This window comes from Pseudomonas proteolytica (genome assembly GCF_007858275.1).
Lineage (GTDB): Bacteria > Pseudomonadota > Gammaproteobacteria > Pseudomonadales > Pseudomonadaceae > Aquipseudomonas > Aquipseudomonas proteolytica.
Map to the genome: position 1 here is coordinate 1 of NZ_VFEV01000004.1, position 16,954 is coordinate 16,954.

General features: G+C 61.8%; 13 protein-coding genes and 1 pseudogene. 10 read left to right on the top strand and 4 right to left on the bottom strand.

What is annotated here, in order from left to right:
• Window positions 1-276: 276 nt before the first annotated feature.
• From speA to FIV38_RS04105, 4 genes are all read right to left on the bottom strand, one after another.
• Window positions 277-2,190: an arginine decarboxylase gene (gene speA / locus FIV38_RS04090; RefSeq protein ID WP_029297633.1), complete on the bottom strand. Its 1,914-nt coding sequence runs from the start codon at window positions 2,188-2,190 to the stop codon at window positions 277-279.
• Between the two features lie 196 nt (window positions 2,191-2,386).
• Window positions 2,387-2,758 carry a translation initiation factor Sui1 gene (locus FIV38_RS04095; RefSeq protein WP_029297635.1) on the bottom strand — a complete coding sequence of 124 codons (372 nt, stop codon included), beginning with the start codon at window positions 2,756-2,758 and terminating at the stop codon, window positions 2,387-2,389.
• A gap of 314 nt (window positions 2,759-3,072) precedes the next feature.
• Window positions 3,073-3,609, bottom strand: coding sequence for an NUDIX hydrolase (locus FIV38_RS04100; RefSeq protein WP_092233171.1), 537 nt, complete (start codon window positions 3,607-3,609; stop codon window positions 3,073-3,075).
• A 3-nt stretch (window positions 3,610-3,612) separates the two neighbouring features.
• Window positions 3,613-4,680 (bottom strand): DUF2333 family protein, encoded by a 1,068-nt coding sequence (locus tag FIV38_RS04105; protein ID WP_029297639.1) that lies wholly within the window; start codon window positions 4,678-4,680, stop codon window positions 3,613-3,615.
• Window positions 4,681-4,954: 274 nt separating this feature from the next.
• Between FIV38_RS04105 and FIV38_RS04110 the strand changes: the two genes are divergently transcribed.
• The 10 genes and pseudogenes from FIV38_RS04110 to purH all read left to right on the top strand — a co-directional run bounded on the left by FIV38_RS04110 (window position 4,955) and on the right by purH (window position 16,874).
• On the top strand, window positions 4,955-6,625 hold the full coding sequence (locus tag FIV38_RS04110; protein WP_029297642.1) for a response regulator: 1,671 nt from the start codon (window positions 4,955-4,957) through the stop codon (window positions 6,623-6,625).
• Between the two features lie 1,501 nt (window positions 6,626-8,126).
• A pseudogene (locus tag FIV38_RS31085) lies at window positions 8,127-8,642 on the top strand (methyl-accepting chemotaxis protein); the annotation flags it as partial.
• 297 nt (window positions 8,643-8,939) lie between these two features.
• Window positions 8,940-9,395 (top strand): type II 3-dehydroquinate dehydratase, encoded by a 456-nt coding sequence (aroQ, locus tag FIV38_RS04120; RefSeq protein WP_029297648.1) that lies wholly within the window; start codon window positions 8,940-8,942, stop codon window positions 9,393-9,395.
• A gap of 24 nt (window positions 9,396-9,419) precedes the next feature.
• Window positions 9,420-9,884, top strand: coding sequence for an acetyl-CoA carboxylase biotin carboxyl carrier protein (accB, locus tag FIV38_RS04125; RefSeq protein ID WP_029297651.1), 465 nt, complete (start codon window positions 9,420-9,422; stop codon window positions 9,882-9,884).
• A 17-nt stretch (window positions 9,885-9,901) separates the two neighbouring features.
• The gene (gene accC, locus FIV38_RS04130; protein ID WP_003188188.1) at window positions 9,902-11,263 is read left to right on the top strand and encodes an acetyl-CoA carboxylase biotin carboxylase subunit; all 1,362 of its coding nucleotides are present in this window, start codon (window positions 9,902-9,904) and stop codon (window positions 11,261-11,263) included.
• 284 nt (window positions 11,264-11,547) lie between these two features.
• A complete protein-coding gene (gene prmA / locus FIV38_RS04135) occupies window positions 11,548-12,426 on the top strand; it encodes a 50S ribosomal protein L11 methyltransferase (RefSeq protein ID WP_092233165.1) in 879 nt (292 codons plus the stop codon).
• 30 nt (window positions 12,427-12,456) lie between these two features.
• Window positions 12,457-13,668 carry a DUF3426 domain-containing protein gene (locus tag FIV38_RS04140; protein ID WP_092233162.1) on the top strand — a complete coding sequence of 404 codons (1,212 nt, stop codon included), beginning with the start codon at window positions 12,457-12,459 and terminating at the stop codon, window positions 13,666-13,668.
• Window positions 13,669-13,854: 186 nt separating this feature from the next.
• On the top strand, window positions 13,855-14,868 hold the full coding sequence (gene dusB, locus FIV38_RS04145) for a tRNA dihydrouridine synthase DusB (RefSeq protein ID WP_029297661.1): 1,014 nt from the start codon (window positions 13,855-13,857) through the stop codon (window positions 14,866-14,868).
• On the top strand, window positions 14,865-15,185 hold the full coding sequence (fis, locus tag FIV38_RS04150; RefSeq protein WP_003186237.1) for a DNA-binding transcriptional regulator Fis: 321 nt from the start codon (window positions 14,865-14,867) through the stop codon (window positions 15,183-15,185). The genes dusB and fis overlap by 4 nt, the downstream gene beginning before the upstream one ends.
• Window positions 15,186-15,266: 81 nt before the next feature.
• The gene (gene purH / locus FIV38_RS04155) at window positions 15,267-16,874 is read left to right on the top strand and encodes a bifunctional phosphoribosylaminoimidazolecarboxamide formyltransferase/IMP cyclohydrolase (protein WP_070994300.1); all 1,608 of its coding nucleotides are present in this window, start codon (window positions 15,267-15,269) and stop codon (window positions 16,872-16,874) included.
• Window positions 16,875-16,954: the final 80 nt, after the last annotated feature.

Here is a 16,954-nt window from a genome sequence, read left to right on the forward strand (position 1 = left end):
GCTGGGCTGCGAAGCAGCCCCAATAAGCCGAATGCGTTGTACCAGATACACCGCAGCGGCTGGTTTTGGGGCTGGTTTTGGGGCTGCTTCGCAGCCCAGCGCGGGGCAAGCCCGCTCGCCACAGGAGAGTTCGTCAGTTTCTGAAAGTTGTGTAGATACCTATGCCGCGATTACGGCAGATCAGTCAGCACCTGTATTGACTGATCCACTGCTTTCGCGGGCAAGCCCGCTCCTACACAAGCGGGCTCCCACCGTTTGGATCGCTGCCTGCCGGTCTTAGGAGGACAGGTAGGACGAGCGGGTCAGGCCCAGGCGCAGCGCATCCAGGAACTGGGTGCGCTCGGCCGCCGTGATCTTCGCGCTGGCGCACTTGTCACGGTAGTGGGTCATCAACTCCTCCGGCGACAAGTGCACGTAGCGCAGCATGTCTTCGATGGTGTCGTGGGTCTCGATCCCGGCGCTGTACACCGTGCCATCGTCACGCTGGTAGATGTTCACCGAGTCGGTGTCACCGAACAGGTTGTGCATGTCCCCGAGGATTTCCTGGTAGGCGCCCACCAGGAAGATCCCCAGCAGGTAGTCTTCGCCTTCGTTCAAGCCATGTACCGGCAGGCTGGTCTCGATGCTCTGCTCGTCGACGTATTGCTTGATCTTGCCGTCGGAGTCGCAAGTCAGGTCCTGCAGCACCGCGCGGCGCAGCGGCTCTTCGTCGAGGCGGTGCAGCGGCAGGATCGGCAGGACCTGGCCGATGGCCCAGGTGTCCGGCAGGCTCTGGAATACCGAGAAGTTGCAGATGTACTTGTCGGCCAGCTTGTCGTTGAGTTCGTCCAGCACCTGGCGGTGCGAGCGCTGGCGGGCCTTGAGGGAGTTGTGCAGGCGACGGCACACGGCGAAGTAGCACTGTTCGGCCAGGGCTTTTTCCGCGAGGGTCAGCTTGCCGTCGGCGTACTGGGCGGCCACGTCGCTCATGTAGTGAGTGGCGCGCCAGTAGGTTTCGGTGACCATTTCAATGTCGGTCGGGCCCAGCAGGTCGACCAGCCATTGCACGGTTTCGGGCAGGCTTTCCTTGTTCTCGATCACCGGCACGTCGTCGTTGTGTTTCTCGACGTCGGTCACCTGCACCACCAGCATGGCGTGGTGGGCGGTCAGGGAGCGGCCGCTCTCGGAGAAGATGTTGGGGTGCGGCAGGTTCTGCGCATCGCAGAATTCCTTGAGCATGCCCACCACCACGCCGGCGTAGTCGTCCATGTCGTAGTTGATCGAGCTGGCGTTGCGCGAGTGGGTACCGTCGTAGTCCACGCCCAGGCCGCCACCGACGTCGATGTGGTCCACCGGCAGGCCGAGGTTGCGCAGCTCGCCGTAGTAACGGATGGCTTCCTTGAAACCGTGCTGGTAGTCCGCCAGGTTGGCGATCTGCGAGCCCATGTGAAAGTGCAGCAGGCGGATGCCCTGGTCCAGGCCCGCGGCGCGGAAGCGCTCGACCACCGACAGCAACTGCGCCGCCGACAGGCCGAACTTGGACTTCTCGCCACCGGTGTCTGCCCATTTGCTCGACGCCAGGGACGACAGGCGCACCCGCAGGCCGACCTGTGGCTTGACCTTGAGGTTGGCGGCTTCTTCGATGACCAGGCCCACTTCGGACTCTTTCTCGATCACGATGAACACGTTGTGGCCCAGCTTCTGGCCCATCAGCGCCAGGCGGATGAACTCACGGTCCTTGTAACCGTTGCAGACGATGGTGCCGCCCTTCGGTGCCAGGGCCAGCACGGCCAGCAGCTCGGGCTTGGAGCCGGCTTCCAGGCCGATGGACACGTCCTGGGTGGCGATGATGTTCTCGATCACCGCTTCCTGCTGGTTGACCTTGATCGGGTACAGCGCGGTGTATTTGCTCTGGTATTCCAGGCGCTCGATGTTCGCGTCGAAGGCACCGGTCAGCTGGCGCACGCGGTCTTGCAGGATATCCGGGAAGCGCACCAGCAATGGCAGGGACAGGCCGCTTTTGCGCAGCTCGTCCACTTGCTCGTACAAATCGATGGGCGAGCTGTTCGGGCCGTTCGGACGGACTTCAACGCGACCGGCATCATTGATCGCGAAATACCCGGCCCCCCAATGGCGAATCCCGTAAACACTGCGGCTGTCCGCAACTGTCCATTGGCTGCCATCGTCTTTGCGTGTGCGTCGTACGGACATCGAAGTCCCCTATATAAAGTCGAAGAGCGCCACCCAAGTCAGAGGCTGGCGCAGTCTAAAGAGTGAAAATGACGATTTGCCTGTGAGAGGGGTAGACCCCACTTGCAGGACAGAGTTTAGACACCGGTCAGGAACAGGCTCTGTGAAACCATGGAGACGACGAGCACGCTCGTCGGTGCGGGTTTCACAGAGGCTGCTAGCCGCCGGACTTCTTCGCCTTGTATCCGAGCTTGATCAACTCGGCCAACAGCAACTCGACGTGATCGCCCTGGATTTCGATGATCCCGTCTTTCAGGGCACCACCGGTGCCACAGCGCTTCTTCAGCACGGTGGCCAACTCCTTGAGTGGCTCGGCGGCCAGGGGCACGCCGGTGATGGTGGTCACCGTCTTGCCGCCACGGCCCTTGCTCTCGCGGCGCACGCGGGCAATGCCGTCACCTTCGGGAATCAGGGTCTGTTTGCAGGTACAGGCGTCCACGGGCTGGCGACAGTCCGGGCAATGCCGACCTGCGTCGGTGGAAAACACCAGGCCACCAAGGGCGGCGAAGGATGCGGCTTTTTTGGCCACCGGCAATCCTCTTGGGAGGATGAAGACTGGTCAGTGCCCGCAATGGGCGGCTGACCGCGAAGCCCCACTCAGGCAGGGGCAGCGCTACCGAACCGCTCAGCCCTCCCCGCCCCTGTAGGAGCGAGCTTGCTGGCGAAAATCGTCAATGATAACGCGGGCATTCAGACAGCACGCGGTGACATTGGGTTTTTCGCGAGCAAGCTCGCTCCTACAGGGGCCGGGGAGACGCGGTGGCGGTTCGGCTTGAAAAGTCGCGCAGTGTAACGGCAAAAAGCCTGATTGCTAAGAGCCAAATGGCGCCAATTTATGCAACTTTAGCGACGCGCGGCCAGATAGCGTTTTAATGCGGCCAGGGAGTCGGGGCAATAGGGCTTTCGCTCGATATCCTCAAGCACCGCCTCGACACTCATAAAGCGCGCTTCCAGCACCTCTTCGGGCTGCAGCTGCAGCGGCCCATCCCAGACCGCCGAGAACGCCGAGCACCAGAGCCGGTTGCCCGTATCCTCGAAAAAAAAGTGGTCGTGGGCGGTCAATTCAACACCACTGACGCCCAACTCTTCTTCCAGCTCACGGGCTGCCGACTGCTCATAGGTTTCGCCAGCCGCCACCATCCCGCCTGCCGCCACGTCCCAGTAACCGGGATAGATGGCTTTGCTCAGGGTGCGCCGGTGCACGCACAACTCGCCCTTTGAGTTGAATAGCATGATGTAGGTGCCGCGGCCGATCAGACCGCGTTCACGCAGGTCGGCGCGCACCAGGGCGCCGAGCAGGTTGTCCTGCTCGTCGACCCAGGCGATATGTTCGGCATCCGAGGCCGCGCGGTGCGCGACCTCCTTGGCGCTATCGACCACGACTCAACCCTGGTTCAGCAGTTGACGCAAGTCGATCACCGCGGCGTTGGCGCGGGAGATGTAGTTGGCCATCACCAACGAGTGGTTGGCCAATACGCCATAGCCGCTGCCGTTGAGGATCATCGGGCTCCACAGGGTTTCCTGCGACGCCTCCAGCTCACGAATGATCTGGCGTACGCTGACGGTGGCGTTTTTCTTGGCCAGTACGTCGGCAAAGTCGACTTCGATGGCGCGCAACAGGTGGGACAGGGCCCACGCCTGGCCACGGGCTTCATAGAACACGTTGTCGATCTGCATCCATGGGGTTTCCACCACTTCTTCATCGACCTGCGGCACTTCGCCCGGCGCCAGCGCTTCGGTTTTCAACGCGGTGTTGAGCTTGACCCGGCCCACACTGGCCGACAAGCGCTGCGACAACGAACCCAGGCGAGTGGCGACGTCGCCCAGCCAGTTGTTCAGGTTGTCGGCACGCGCATAGAACAGGGCGCCTTTCTGGTTGGGGTCGGACAGGCGCGCCTGGTAGCGGTTCAGGGAGTTGATGCCTTCCTGGTACTCCGATTCACTGGAAGGCAGCACCCAGCTCTTGTTATCGAAGTTGAAGCGCGGCTCGGCCTTGGCCAGGTCGGCGTCTTCGGCCGATTGCGATTGCGAGCGGGCGAAATCCTTGCGCAGGGCGCGGGTCAGGTCACGCACCTGCACCAGCACGCCATATTCCCAGCTGGGCATATTGTCCATCCACAGCCCAGGCGGGAAGCGGTCGTTGGAGATATAGCCACCCGGCTTGTTCAGCAGGGTGCCCACCACGGTCTTGACGGTTTCGACGGTGGTAAAGCCGATCACCATTTGCTTGCCGTCTTTTTCGGCGGCAATTTGCGCGTTTTGCTGGACCGGGAACAGCGCCGGCTCCTGGCTCCAATACCAACCCAGGCCACCGGTGACCAACAGGTAAATTACAACCAGGGTCAGCAGGGCACGACTCATCAGCAAATTGCGAAAATAGCTGCGGGAGGCCGACTTGGGCGCAGGGCTTGGGCCTGGGGCGCTGCCTGCACGGTTTTTCCAGTCCAGCATGGCGGATATCCTTTCAGTCACTTGAGTTCAATAGCTACGACCACAACCCTACCCCATCGTGCCCGTCTGTGCGGGGCTTTTAATCAAGGTGGCGTAAAGCTGGCACTCAACTATAAAGGATGGGCGCTGATGCGCCTACGCGACCCAACAGTCAGCAAATGAATCATCTGGACGTTGCAGTTAATTGACGTATGACACTCGCGCGAATGAAAAGAGGTGCTAGCATAGAGCCACCAGTCGACCTCAGCATGCACCCTTACCTAGTAGTCAGGATATGACCGAGCCAGAAGACCCCAGCCGTGAGCGTCTCAAGCACCACTTTGCCCAGCGGGTAATTCATCAGGCGCGTCAAATTCTTGAGATCTGGCAGCGTTTGCAGCGCAGCGAATGGTCGAACGCCGAATTGAACGAGCTCAGCGAGGCCAATCTGCGCCTGCTGCGTTTTGCCGAGCGCTTTGAGCAACCCGAGCATGGCCAACTGGCCCGGCACATCATCGAGTCGCTTAAAGCCGTGGATGAAAACCGCGGCCGCCTGAGCAGCAACCTGATCACCGACCTCAACCGCTTGATGCAGCGCCTGTCCCGTACCGGCCTGCGCCAGGGCGATCAGTTGGACCAGACCTTCCTGCCGCCGATGCGCAAGCCCATCTACGTGATGCTGGCCGATCACGACCGCGCCGAGCGCCTGGCCAAGCAACTGGAATTCTTTGGCTTGAGCGCGCAGTCCCTGGACAGCGTGGCGGCCTTCCGTTCGTCCATGGCCGAACGCCTGCCGGCTGCGATTGTGATGGACGTGGACTTCTGCGGCACCGGCCTGGGCCTGAAGCTGGCCGCCGAAGCCCAGGAAGGCCTGGAGCAGAAACTGCCGCTGCTGTTCTTCAGCCTGCACGAAACCGACACCCCCACCCGCCTGGCCGCCGTGCGCGCTGGGGGCCAGGAGTTTCTCACCGGCACCCTGGAAGCCTCCAGCCTGCTGGAAAAAATCGAAGTCCTGACCTGCGTCGCCCAGTACGAACCTTATAAAGTGCTGATCATTGACGACTCCCGCGCCCAGGCGATGCACACCGAACGCTTGCTCAACAGCGCCGGGATCGTCACCCGCACCTTGATCGAACCGATCCAGGCCATGGCTGAGCTTGCGGATTTCCAGCCCGACCTGATCATCCTCGACATGTACATGCCAGCCTGCACCGGCACCGAGCTGGCCAAGGTGATTCGCCACAACGACCGCTATGTCAGCGTGCCGATCATTTACCTGTCGGCCGAAGACGACCTGGATAAACAGCTGGACGCCATGAGCGAAGGCGGCGACGACTTCCTCACCAAGCCGATCAAGCCGCGCCACCTGATCACCACCGTGCGCAACCGCGCGGCCCGCGCCCGTCATCTCAAGGCGCGGATGGTGCGCGACAGCCTGACCGGCCTGTACAACCACACCCATATCCTGCAACTGCTGGAAGACTGCAGCTTCCGCTCGCGCCGCGAGAACAAGCCGCTGAGCTTTGCCATGCTCGACATTGACCACTTCAAGCGGGTCAACGACAGCCACGGCCACCCCATGGGCGACCGCGTGATCAAAAGCCTGGCGCTGTTTCTCAAGCAGCGCCTGCGCAAGACCGACTATATCGGCCGGTACGGCGGCGAAGAATTTGCCATTGTCATGCCCGACACCGACCTGGACGCCGCCTGCAAGGTGCTCGACGAAATCCGTGGGCGCTTTGCCGAAATCCATTACCCGGCCCAACCCCAGGATTTATGGTGCACCTTCAGCGCCGGCGTGGTGCAGCTATGCGACGGCTCCGACAGCCTGATGATGGCGGCCCAGGCCGATGAAGCGCTGTACCGCGCCAAGGACGCCGGGCGTAATCGGGTGCATGCTTCGGGTGAATCAAGGCAAAGTGCCACTTTTTCACCAGATTCCACTCAGTCCGTCATAACCCTGTAACGAAAACGCAATAACTTCAGGCACTTACTCCTTCTGCCGTTGGTTGAAACCACGCATGCGCCTGAAGCTGCTGACGAATCTGAACACCCTTCTGCTGGTCGCCGTTTGCCTGGCCCTGGGCGCTACGCTCTGGTGGTCGCAACGGGCCCTCGAACGCCCTTATCTATTGATGGAGCGTTATCTGGGCCTGTCCCAGGCGTTCCAGAACCAGACCGCGCGCAATATCGACGACTATCTGGCCAGCGGCGACGCCTTGCGCCTGAGCGCGGCCGGCCAGAGCCTGGAAAACCTGTTGCTGCACCTGGATCAATTGCCGCCTGAGCTGACCGAAAAACTGCGGCCCGGCCTGCTCGACCTCGATGGCTTCAGCAAGACCGACCTGCTGGCCGCCGGCAAACTGGCCGGCGACCCACAAGCCTTGCTGCTGCAAGCCGAGCGGGAACTGGGGGCCAACCTGGAGCAACTGAGCCAGTACGCCATGGGCGTCAACTCAGCCGATGCAGGGCGTTATCTGCCGCCGCTGCTGGCGGCCTCGCAGCACCTGGCCAAGCTGTCCCTGGCGCGGGACAAACTGGTGAGCAGCGGGCGCAGTGAATTGGCCGCCGACGTGGAACGTGAACTGACCAATATCCGCAGCCAGGCTGACCTGCTTGAGCAACTGCCACTACTGGGCGTGACTGCCAGCAGTGCCTCCAACAGCGATGACTTTTCTGCGTTGATGGGCCTGGAAAGCAGCGAAACCACCACCGCCGAAGACACCGGCGTCAATCTCAAACGCGAACTCAACAGCCTGCTCACACGCTACCCGGCAGAGCTTGCGCGGACCCGTGAGCAAATCCATAAGCGCGCAGAACTGGCCGCTGCCACGCACCTGAAAATCGACACCGTGCAGCAAGCCATCGCCGCGCTGGAGCCCGAGGTGCGTGCCCAGCACGGCAAGATCCAGGGCGAGGTGCGGGTGATCCAAGGCGTGATGATTGGCCTGATCCTGTTGATCGCCCTGCTCATCGACACCCTGCAACGACGCCTGGCGCGAGTGCTCACCAGCCTGGCGCCGGCCCTGTCGACCTGGGCCGAGGGCGATTTCAGCCAACCGATCGCCCTGGGTGCGACCAACCGCGAACTGCATGATATTGAAGCCTCGCTCAATCGCCTGCGCGCTTACCTGGTGAACCTGGTGGGCACTATCCGCGCCAACGCAGAGGAAGTGGCCGGTAGCAGCCGCGCCCTGGCCGAACTGAGCGGCGGCCTGCATGACGGCGCCGAACGCCAGGCCGGGGACACTGCGCAAATCCGCGATTCGTTGGGCGAACTGGAAGCCACGATCCAGCAGGTCGCCGGCGACGCCAGCCAGGCCGCCGGGGCCAGCCGCAGCGCCGGCGACGCCGTGGAGCATGGCCAACGGGTGATCGGCTTGAGCCTGACCGGCCTGCACGCACTGGTGGGCGAGGTGCAGGACAATGCGCAAATGATCGAAAAACTCGCCGAAGAGTCCGCCACCATTGGCAGCGTGCTGACGGTGATCCGCTCGATTGCCGACCAGACCAACCTGCTGGCGCTCAATGCCGCCATCGAAGCCGCCCGCGCCGGTGAGGCCGGCCGCGGGTTTGCCGTGGTCGCCGACGAAGTGCGTTCCCTGGCCCAGCGCACCGCAGGCGCCACCGCCGAAATCCAGACCCTGATCGCCGGCCTGCAGACCGCAGCAAGGCAGTCGGTGGAGGGCATGCGCGCCCAGGTCGAACATGCCGAAGCCACCGCTCAACAAGCCCAGGCCGCCGACGGCGCGCTGGACGAAATCGTCAACGCGATCCAGACCATTTCCGACACGGCCATCCGCATTGCCGATGTCACGGCGCAGCAGAGCGGCGCCGTCAGTGAGATCCGTGATAACAGCGAACGCATCCACCAGTTGGGCGAGGACAACCTGCTGCGCATTGGCCAGGGCCGCAGCCAGGGCGAGCATTTTTTGGTGCTCGGCGGGCAGCTTAATACGGCCGTGCAGGCCTTCCGCGTCTAACGCCATCTCCCGCCCCATGAAGATCAAATGTGGGAGCTGGCTTGCCTGCGATAGCGGTGTGCCAGGCGACTAATCGGCTACTGATCCACCGCTATCGCAGGCAAGCCAGCTCCCACAGTCGATCTTCATTGCTTTCTAGACCGTATTACCAATGACCGGATCGTGCGCCTCGGTCACATACTTTGCGCAATCCTCGCTAATCGTGCTGGCTATTGCAGAGAACTGGACAGTCACAAAGGCTTTGCGGCATAGTCGCCGGGTTCTGACGTACCCACCTCCAATAACAAGGAACAGCCGATGGCGACCTTACTGGTTCTGCACGGACCCAACCTGAACCTGCTCGGCACCCGCGAGCCGGGTGTATACGGTGCAGTGACCCTCGAACAGATCAACCTCGATCTGGAACGACGGGCCCGTGAAGCCGGCCACCATCTGCTCTACCTGCAAAGCAATGCCGAGTATGAATTGATTGATCGCATTCACGCCGCGCGCAGCGAAGGCGTGGACTTCATCCTGATCAATCCCGCCGCTTTTACGCACACAAGCGTTGCATTACGTGACGCGCTGCTGGCGGTGAGCATCCCATTCATCGAAGTGCATTTATCGAACGTGCATAAACGCGAAGCTTTCCGCCATCACTCTTACTTCTCCGACGTAGCGGTAGGAGTGATCTGCGGCCTTGGCGCCAGCGGTTACCGACTGGCCCTGGAGGCCGCCCTGGAACAAGTTGAAGAACAGGCTAAACGCCCCTGACCGCCCCTTGGGAGTTGATGATTCATGGATATCCGTAAAGTTAAGAAACTGATCGAACTGCTGGAAGAATCCGGTATCGACGAGCTGGAAATCAAGGAAGGCGAAGAGTCCGTACGGATCAGCCGTCACAGCAAGACCCCGGCCCAACAGTTCTACGCACCACAGATGCAAGCACCGGCTCCTGCCGCTGCTGCTCCGGCCGCCGCACCTGCTGCTGCCGCAGCTCCCGCCGCACCGGCCGCGCCAGTGCTCAACGGTTTCGTGGTCAAGTCGCCAATGGTCGGTACTTTCTACCGCACCCCGGCACCGACCTCGCCAGCCTTCGTTGAAGTGGGCAAGACTGTGAAAGTGGGCGACACCATCTGCATCGTGGAAGCGATGAAAATGATGAACCACATCACGGCCGAAAAAGCCGGCGTCATCGAATCCATCCTGGTAGAAAACGGTCAGCCGGTTGAGTACGACCAGCCGCTGTTCACCATCGTTTGAACCGCGGAGCGCCTTCGATGTTGAAACCTGCGAAGAAACTGCAAAAAGTCCTGATCGCCAACCGCGGCGAGATCGCGCTGCGTATCCTGCGCGCCTGTAAGGAAGAGGGCATCAAGACCGTCGCTGTTTACTCGACGGCCGATACCGAATTGATGCACGTGAAATTGGCGGACGAAAGCATCTGCATCGGCCCGCCACTGGCCACGAACTCGTACCTGAAGGTCTCGAACATCATCGCCGCGGCTGAAGTGACCGGCGCTGATGGTATCCACCCTGGCTACGGCTTCCTCGCGGAAAACGCCGACTTCGCCGAACAGGTGGAAAAATCCGGCTTTGCCTTCATCGGCCCGAAAGCCGAGACCATTCGCCTGATGGGCGACAAGGTTTCGGCCAAGGACGCCATGATCGCAGCCGGCGTGCCAACCGTTCCAGGCTCCGACGGCCCGCTGCCGGAAGACGAGGAAACCGCTCTGCGCATTGGTCGTGAAGTCGGTTACCCGGTGATCATCAAGGCCGCCGGCGGCGGTGGTGGTCGCGGCATGCGCGTGGTGCACAAGGAAGAAGACCTGATCGAAGCAGCCAAGCAGACTCGCTCGGAAGCGGGCGCCTGGTTCGGCAACCCGATGGTCTACCTGGAAAAATACCTGACCAACCCACGTCACGTGGAAGTCCAGGTACTGTCCGACGGCCAGGGCCACGCCATCCACCTGGGCGACCGCGATTGCTCGCTGCAACGTCGTCACCAGAAGGTCCTGGAAGAAGCTCCGGCGCCGGGCCTGGATGAAAAGGCGCGTCAGGAAGTCCTGGCACGCTGCGTCAAGGCTTGCATCGATATCAACTACCGTGGCGCCGGGACTTTCGAGTTCCTCTACGAGAACGGCCGCTTCTACTTCATCGAGATGAACACTCGCGTGCAGGTAGAGCATCCGGTTTCGGAGATGGTCACCGGTATCGACATCGTCAAAGAGATGCTGAGCATCGCCGCTGGCAACGTGCTGTCCTTCACCCAGGACGACGTGAAGATGCACGGCCACTCCCTGGAGTGCCGGATCAACGCCGAAGACCCGAAAACCTTTATCCCAAGCCCTGGTCTGGTCAAGCATTTCCATGCGCCAGGCGGCAACGGCGTGCGTGTGGATTCGCACCTGTACAGCGGCTACAAGGTTCCGTCCAACTACGACTCGCTGATCGGCAAGCTGATCACCTGGGGCGCCACCCGCGACGAGGCCATGGCCCGTATGCGCAACGCCCTGGACGAAATCGTGGTCGACGGCATCAAGACCAACATCCCACTGCATCGGGATCTGGTTCGTGATGAAGGCTTCTGCGAAGGTGGTGTGAACATTCACTACCTGGAACACAAGCTGGCCAACCAGTAAGTTTGTGCTCCACTCACAAAACCGCCTTCGGGCGGTTTTGTTGTTTATGGATGCACACAATCCAAATGTGGGAGCGGGCTTGCTCGCGAATGCGGTGTATCAGTGAACATGTCCATCACTGCCCCACCGCATTCGCGAGCAAGCCCGCTCCCACATTTTGCTCCATGTACACCCGCTGCAGCGCATATCGTCGGCACTGTCGTCTTCTGGCCTGCTCTCGCGTAAACTTGCGCCCTTTCGCAGCCCCACCCCGCTGCACACTCATTTTTTCAAAGGTGCCCGCCATGCCTTGGCTGCAAGTCCGTCTCGCCATCAGCCCAGAACAAGCCGAAACCTATGAAGACGCGTTCCTCGAAGTGGGCGCCGTGTCGGTGACCTTCATGGACGCCGAAGACCAACCGATTTTCGAGCCTGAGCTGAACACCACGCCGCTGTGGTCCCACACCCACCTGCTGGCCCTGTTCGAAGACGGCACCGACGCCGCCAGCGTCTTTGCCCATATGGAACTGCTGACCGGCGGCCCGCTGCCCGAGCACCACAGTGAAGTGATCGAAGACCAGGACTGGGAACGCAGCTGGATGGACAACTTCCAACCCATGCGTTTCGGCCAGCGCCTGTGGATCGTGCCCAGCTGGCATGCCGCCCCGGAGCCTGAGGCCGTCAACCTGCTGCTGGACCCGGGCCTGGCATTCGGCACCGGCACCCACCCAACCACCGCCCTGTGCCTGGAATGGCTCGACGGCCAGGACTTGCACGGTTGCAACGTGCTGGACTTCGGCTGCGGCTCGGGGATCCTGGCTATCGCCGCGCTGCTGCTGGGTGCCCAGGAAGCGGTCGGCACCGATATCGACGTGCAGGCCCTGGAAGCTTCCCGCGATAACGCCGGGCGCAACAACATCCCTGAAGACAAATTCCCACTGTACCTACCGGAGCAGTTGCCCCAGGTACAGGCCGACGTGTTGGTCGCCAATATCCTTGCCGGGCCGCTGGTCTCGCTGGCCCCGCAACTGTCGAGCCTGGTCAAGCCTGGCGGGCGCCTGGCGCTGTCGGGGATCCTCGCCGAGCAGGGTGAAGAAGTCGCCGCCGCCTATGCCCAGGACTTTGACCTGGACCCCATCGCCAACCGCGATGGCTGGGTACGCATCAGCGGTCGTCGGCGCTAGAATGAGCGCCTGCATGAATCGGATGGCCGCATGACCGACAGTTTCGTCACCCAGTGCCCGCATTGCCAAACCCGTTTCCGCGTCAGCCATGCTCAACTGAGCGTGGCCCGTGGCGTGGTTCGCTGTGGCTCTTGCCTGCAAGTGTTCAATGCTGCCCGCCAGTTGCTGGAGCAGCGTGCCCATGCACCTGAGGCGCCAAGTGCCGAAGCTGCGCCGCGCGCCATCAGCCAGAAGCAATGGAGCGCCGAAGAGCTGGACCTGGATAACCTTGACCTGGACGAGGAACTGGCCAAGCTGGAGCGCCGGGAGATCCAGCACACTCAGCCCCAGGGCAGCGAACGGCGCCAAGCCAGCGCCGACCGCCGGCAAAAAGACGAGTCGATGAGCGCCAGCCGCGACACCGCCAAGGCCGAAGAAGAACAATGGGCCGCCAGCCTGTTCAGCGATCCACCAGACGAACGGGCTGCGACAATCGCCCACGCCGAGGAAGCCGTCGAGCCGGCCCCAGTACCCACGGGCAAACCCCTGCGCACCGAGCCTTCGATGTCCTTCGACCTTCACGAGGTGGACGACGAGCCGACGGTGCTGCATACCGCCGACGCCCTCGACCCGCCCGAGCCAACGCTCGGCAGCGAACCGGACGAGCCTGAGCCTGAACCGCGCCGCAAGCGCTCCCGCACCACCTCCAATGCCCATGACGAGATGCTGCAGGACCTGGAAGACGACCCGCTGCACCTCTACACCGGCAAACGCCCCGCTGGCTGGGGCCGCCGCCTGTTCTGGCTGGCCCTGGTGCTGCTGGCCGCCGCTGCGCTCGCCGGACAGTACATCGCCTACCAGTTCGACGAACTGGCCCGCCAGGACAAATACCGGCCGTGGTTCCAGGAGCTGTGCCCGAAACTGGGCTGCACCGTGCCGTCGCGGGTCGATATCGCCCATATCAAGAGCAGTAACCTGGTGGTGCGCAGCCATCCCGAGTTCGCCGGCGCGCTGGTGGTGGATGCGATCATCTACAACCGCGCCACCTTCTCCCAGCCGTTCCCGCTGCTGGAGCTGCGCTTTGCCGACCTCAATGGCCGGATGATCGCCAGCCGGCGCTTCAAGCCCGCCGAGTACCTCAGCGGTGAGTTGGCCGGCCAGACCGAGATGCCATCCCAGACCCCGATCCATATCGCCCTGGACATTCTCGACCCGGGCAACAAAGCTGTGAACTACAGTCTCAGTTTCCACTCCCCCGAGTGATTGGCCGCGCGCGTCAAGGTTCGGACGGCAGGTTATTGACTTGCCCGTCCACGACCAAACCGCTGGCGATAAGAAAATAGCTGCTCAGATTTTATCCAATTCAGCCTTTAACCAGTCATCGAGAGCGGGTATCATGCCAACCCTTTTTCGAACTCTAATGATCCGGCCCCACAACAGGGAAGTCCTATGTCGGCGGTACGCATCGGCCCATATACATTGCCAAACGCTTTGATTCTCGCCCCGATGGCGGGCGTCACCGACCAGCCCTTTCGTCAGCTGTGCAAACGTTTGGGCGCGGGCCTTGTAGTCTCGGAAATGGTCACCAGCGACATGAGCTTGTGGAACACCCGCAAATCGCGGATGCGCATGATCCACGAAGGTGATCCCGAGCCTCGCTCGGTACAGATCGCCGGTGGTGATGCACAAATGCTGGCGGATGCGGCCCGGGCCAACGTAGAGCTGGGTGCACAGATTATTGATATCAACATGGGCTGCCCGGCCAAGAAGGTCTGCAACAAGGCCGCCGGTTCCGCCCTGTTGAAGGATGAGCAACTGGTGGCCGAGATCCTGCAGGCCGTTGTCGGCGCAGTGGATGTACCGGTCACCCTGAAGATCCGTACCGGCTGGGACCGGGACAACAAGAACGGCCTGACGGTGGCGAAGATCGCCGAACAGGCAGGCATTACAGCATTGGCGGTGCATGGCCGCACCCGCGCTGACCTTTATACCGGTGAAGCCGAATACGACACCATCGCTGCGATCAAGCAGGCGGTGTCGATTCCGGTCTTTGCCAACGGCGACATCGACTCGGCCGAGAAAGCCCGGCGCGTGCTGCACGCAACCGGTGCCGATGGCCTGTTGATCGGCCGGGCCGCCCAGGGGCGGCCATGGATCTTTCGTGAGATCGAGCACTTCCTGCGTACCGGCGAAATCATGCCGGCACCGGGGCTGATCGAGGTGGAACGTATTCTGCTAGAGCATCTGGCCGCCCTGCACACCTTCTATGGGGACGTGATGGGCGCGCGCATTGCTCGCAAGCATGTGGGTTGGTATCTCGCAACCCTGCCCGGCGCCAAAGAGTTTCGCGCTGGGTTCAATCGTTTGGATGAAACGCAAGCACAGGTCACCGCCGTTCGTGAGTTCTTTGCCGAACGAGACAAGAGCCTGAGAGCAGGGGACGGAGAAGGGGTGGCCGCATGACGATGATGACCGAGACTTTAGTGAGTGGAACAACACCCGTGAGCGACAACGTCAATTTGAAACAGCACCTCAACACGCCGAGCGAAGAAGGCCAGACCCTTCGCGGGAGCGTCGAGAAAGCGCTGCACAATTATTTCGCCCACCTTGAGGGCGCGGCCGTCACGGATGTGTACAACCTGGTGCTCTCCGAAGTCGAGGCGCCCTTGCTCGAAAGCGTGATGAACTACGTCAAGGGCAACCAGACCAAAGCCAGTGAGCTGCTGGGCCTGAACCGTGGGACCCTGCGCAAGAAGCTCAAACAGTACGATTTGCTGTAAGCATTCAATCAAACCAGAAAGGCGCCCGCGTAAAACCGGTCGCCTTTTTTGCTGACTCCTTTGCTTTTGATGGAAATTGAGATGACCGACCAGACTACCCGCCTGCCGATCCGCCGCGCCTTGATCAGTGTTTCCGACAAGACCGGGATCCTCGAATTTGCCCGGGAGCTGGAAGCCCTGGGTGTGGAAATCCTCTCCACGGGCGGGACCTTCAAACTGCTGCAGGACAACGGCGTGGCCGCAGTAGAAGTCGCGGACTACACCGGTTTCGCAGAAATGATGGACGGTCGGGTCAAGACCCTGCACCCGAAAATCCATGGCGGCATCCTCGGCCGTCGCGGTATCGACGACGCCATCATGAACGAGCACGGCATCAAGCCGATCGACCTGGTGGCCGTCAACCTCTACCCGTTCGAAGCCACCATCAACAAACCAGGCTGCGACCTGCCGACCGCTATCGAAAACATCGATATCGGCGGCCCGACCATGGTGCGCTCGGCAGCCAAGAACCATAAAGACGTGGCCATCGTGGTCAACGCCAGCGACTACGCCCACGTATTGGAAAGCCTGAAAGCCGGCGGCCTGACCTACGCCCAGCGTTTCGACCTGATGCTCAAGGCCTTCGAACACACCGCCGCCTATGACGGCATGATTGCCAACTACATGGGCACCGTGAACCAGGCCGCCGAGACCCTCAGCACTGAAGGCCGCAGCCAGTTCCCGCGCACCTTCAACAGCCAGTTCATCAAGGCCCAGGAAATGCGCTACGGCGAGAACCCGCACCAGAGCGCGGCGTTCTACGTGGAAGCCAAGCCTGCCGAAGTGGGGATCGCCACCGCGACCCAACTGCAAGGCAAAGAGCTGTCCTACAACAACGTGGCCGATACCGACGCCGCGCTGGAGTGCGTGAAGAGCTTCGTCAAGCCGGCCTGCGTGATCGTCAAGCACGCCAACCCATGCGGCGTGGCCGTGAGCCCGGACGCCGAAGGCGGGATCCGCCAGGCCTACGAACTGGCCTACGCCACCGATACCGAATCGGCATTCGGCGGCATCATCGCGTTCAACCGCGAACTGGACGCCGAGACCGCCAAGGCCATCGTCGAGCGTCAGTTCGTTGAAGTGATCATCGCGCCAAGCGTCAGCAGCGAGGCCCGTGCCATCGTGGCGGCCAAGGCCAATGTGCGTCTGTTGGCCTGCGGCGAGTGGTCGGCTGACCGTGCCGCTGCCTGGGACTACAAGCGCGTCAATGGCGGCTTGCTGGTACAGAGCCGCGACATTGGCATGATCGGCAGCCAAGACCTTACAGTTGTGACCAAGCGCGCGCCGACCGAGCAAGAGATCAACGACCTGATCTTTGCCTGGAAAGTGGCCAAGTACGTTAAATCCAACGCCATCGTCTACGCCAAGAACCGCCAGACCATCGGTGTCGGCGCGGGCCAGATGAGCCGTGTGAACTCGGCGCGCATCGCCGCGATCAAGGCTGAACACGCCGGTTTGCAGGTGGTGGGTTCGGTGATGGCTTCCGACGCATTCTTCCCGTTCCGTGATGGCCTGGACAACGCCGCAAAAGCAGGCGTGACTGCCGTGATCCAACCGGGCGGTTCGATGCGTGATGCCGAGGTGATCGCCGCGGCTGATGAAGCCGGTATCGCGATGGTCTTCACTGGCATGCGCCACTTCCGTCACTGATCCAAATGTGGGAGGGGCTTATGTGGGAGCGGGCTTGCTCGCGAATGGGGTGTGTCACTCGACACATTCCTCACAGATCC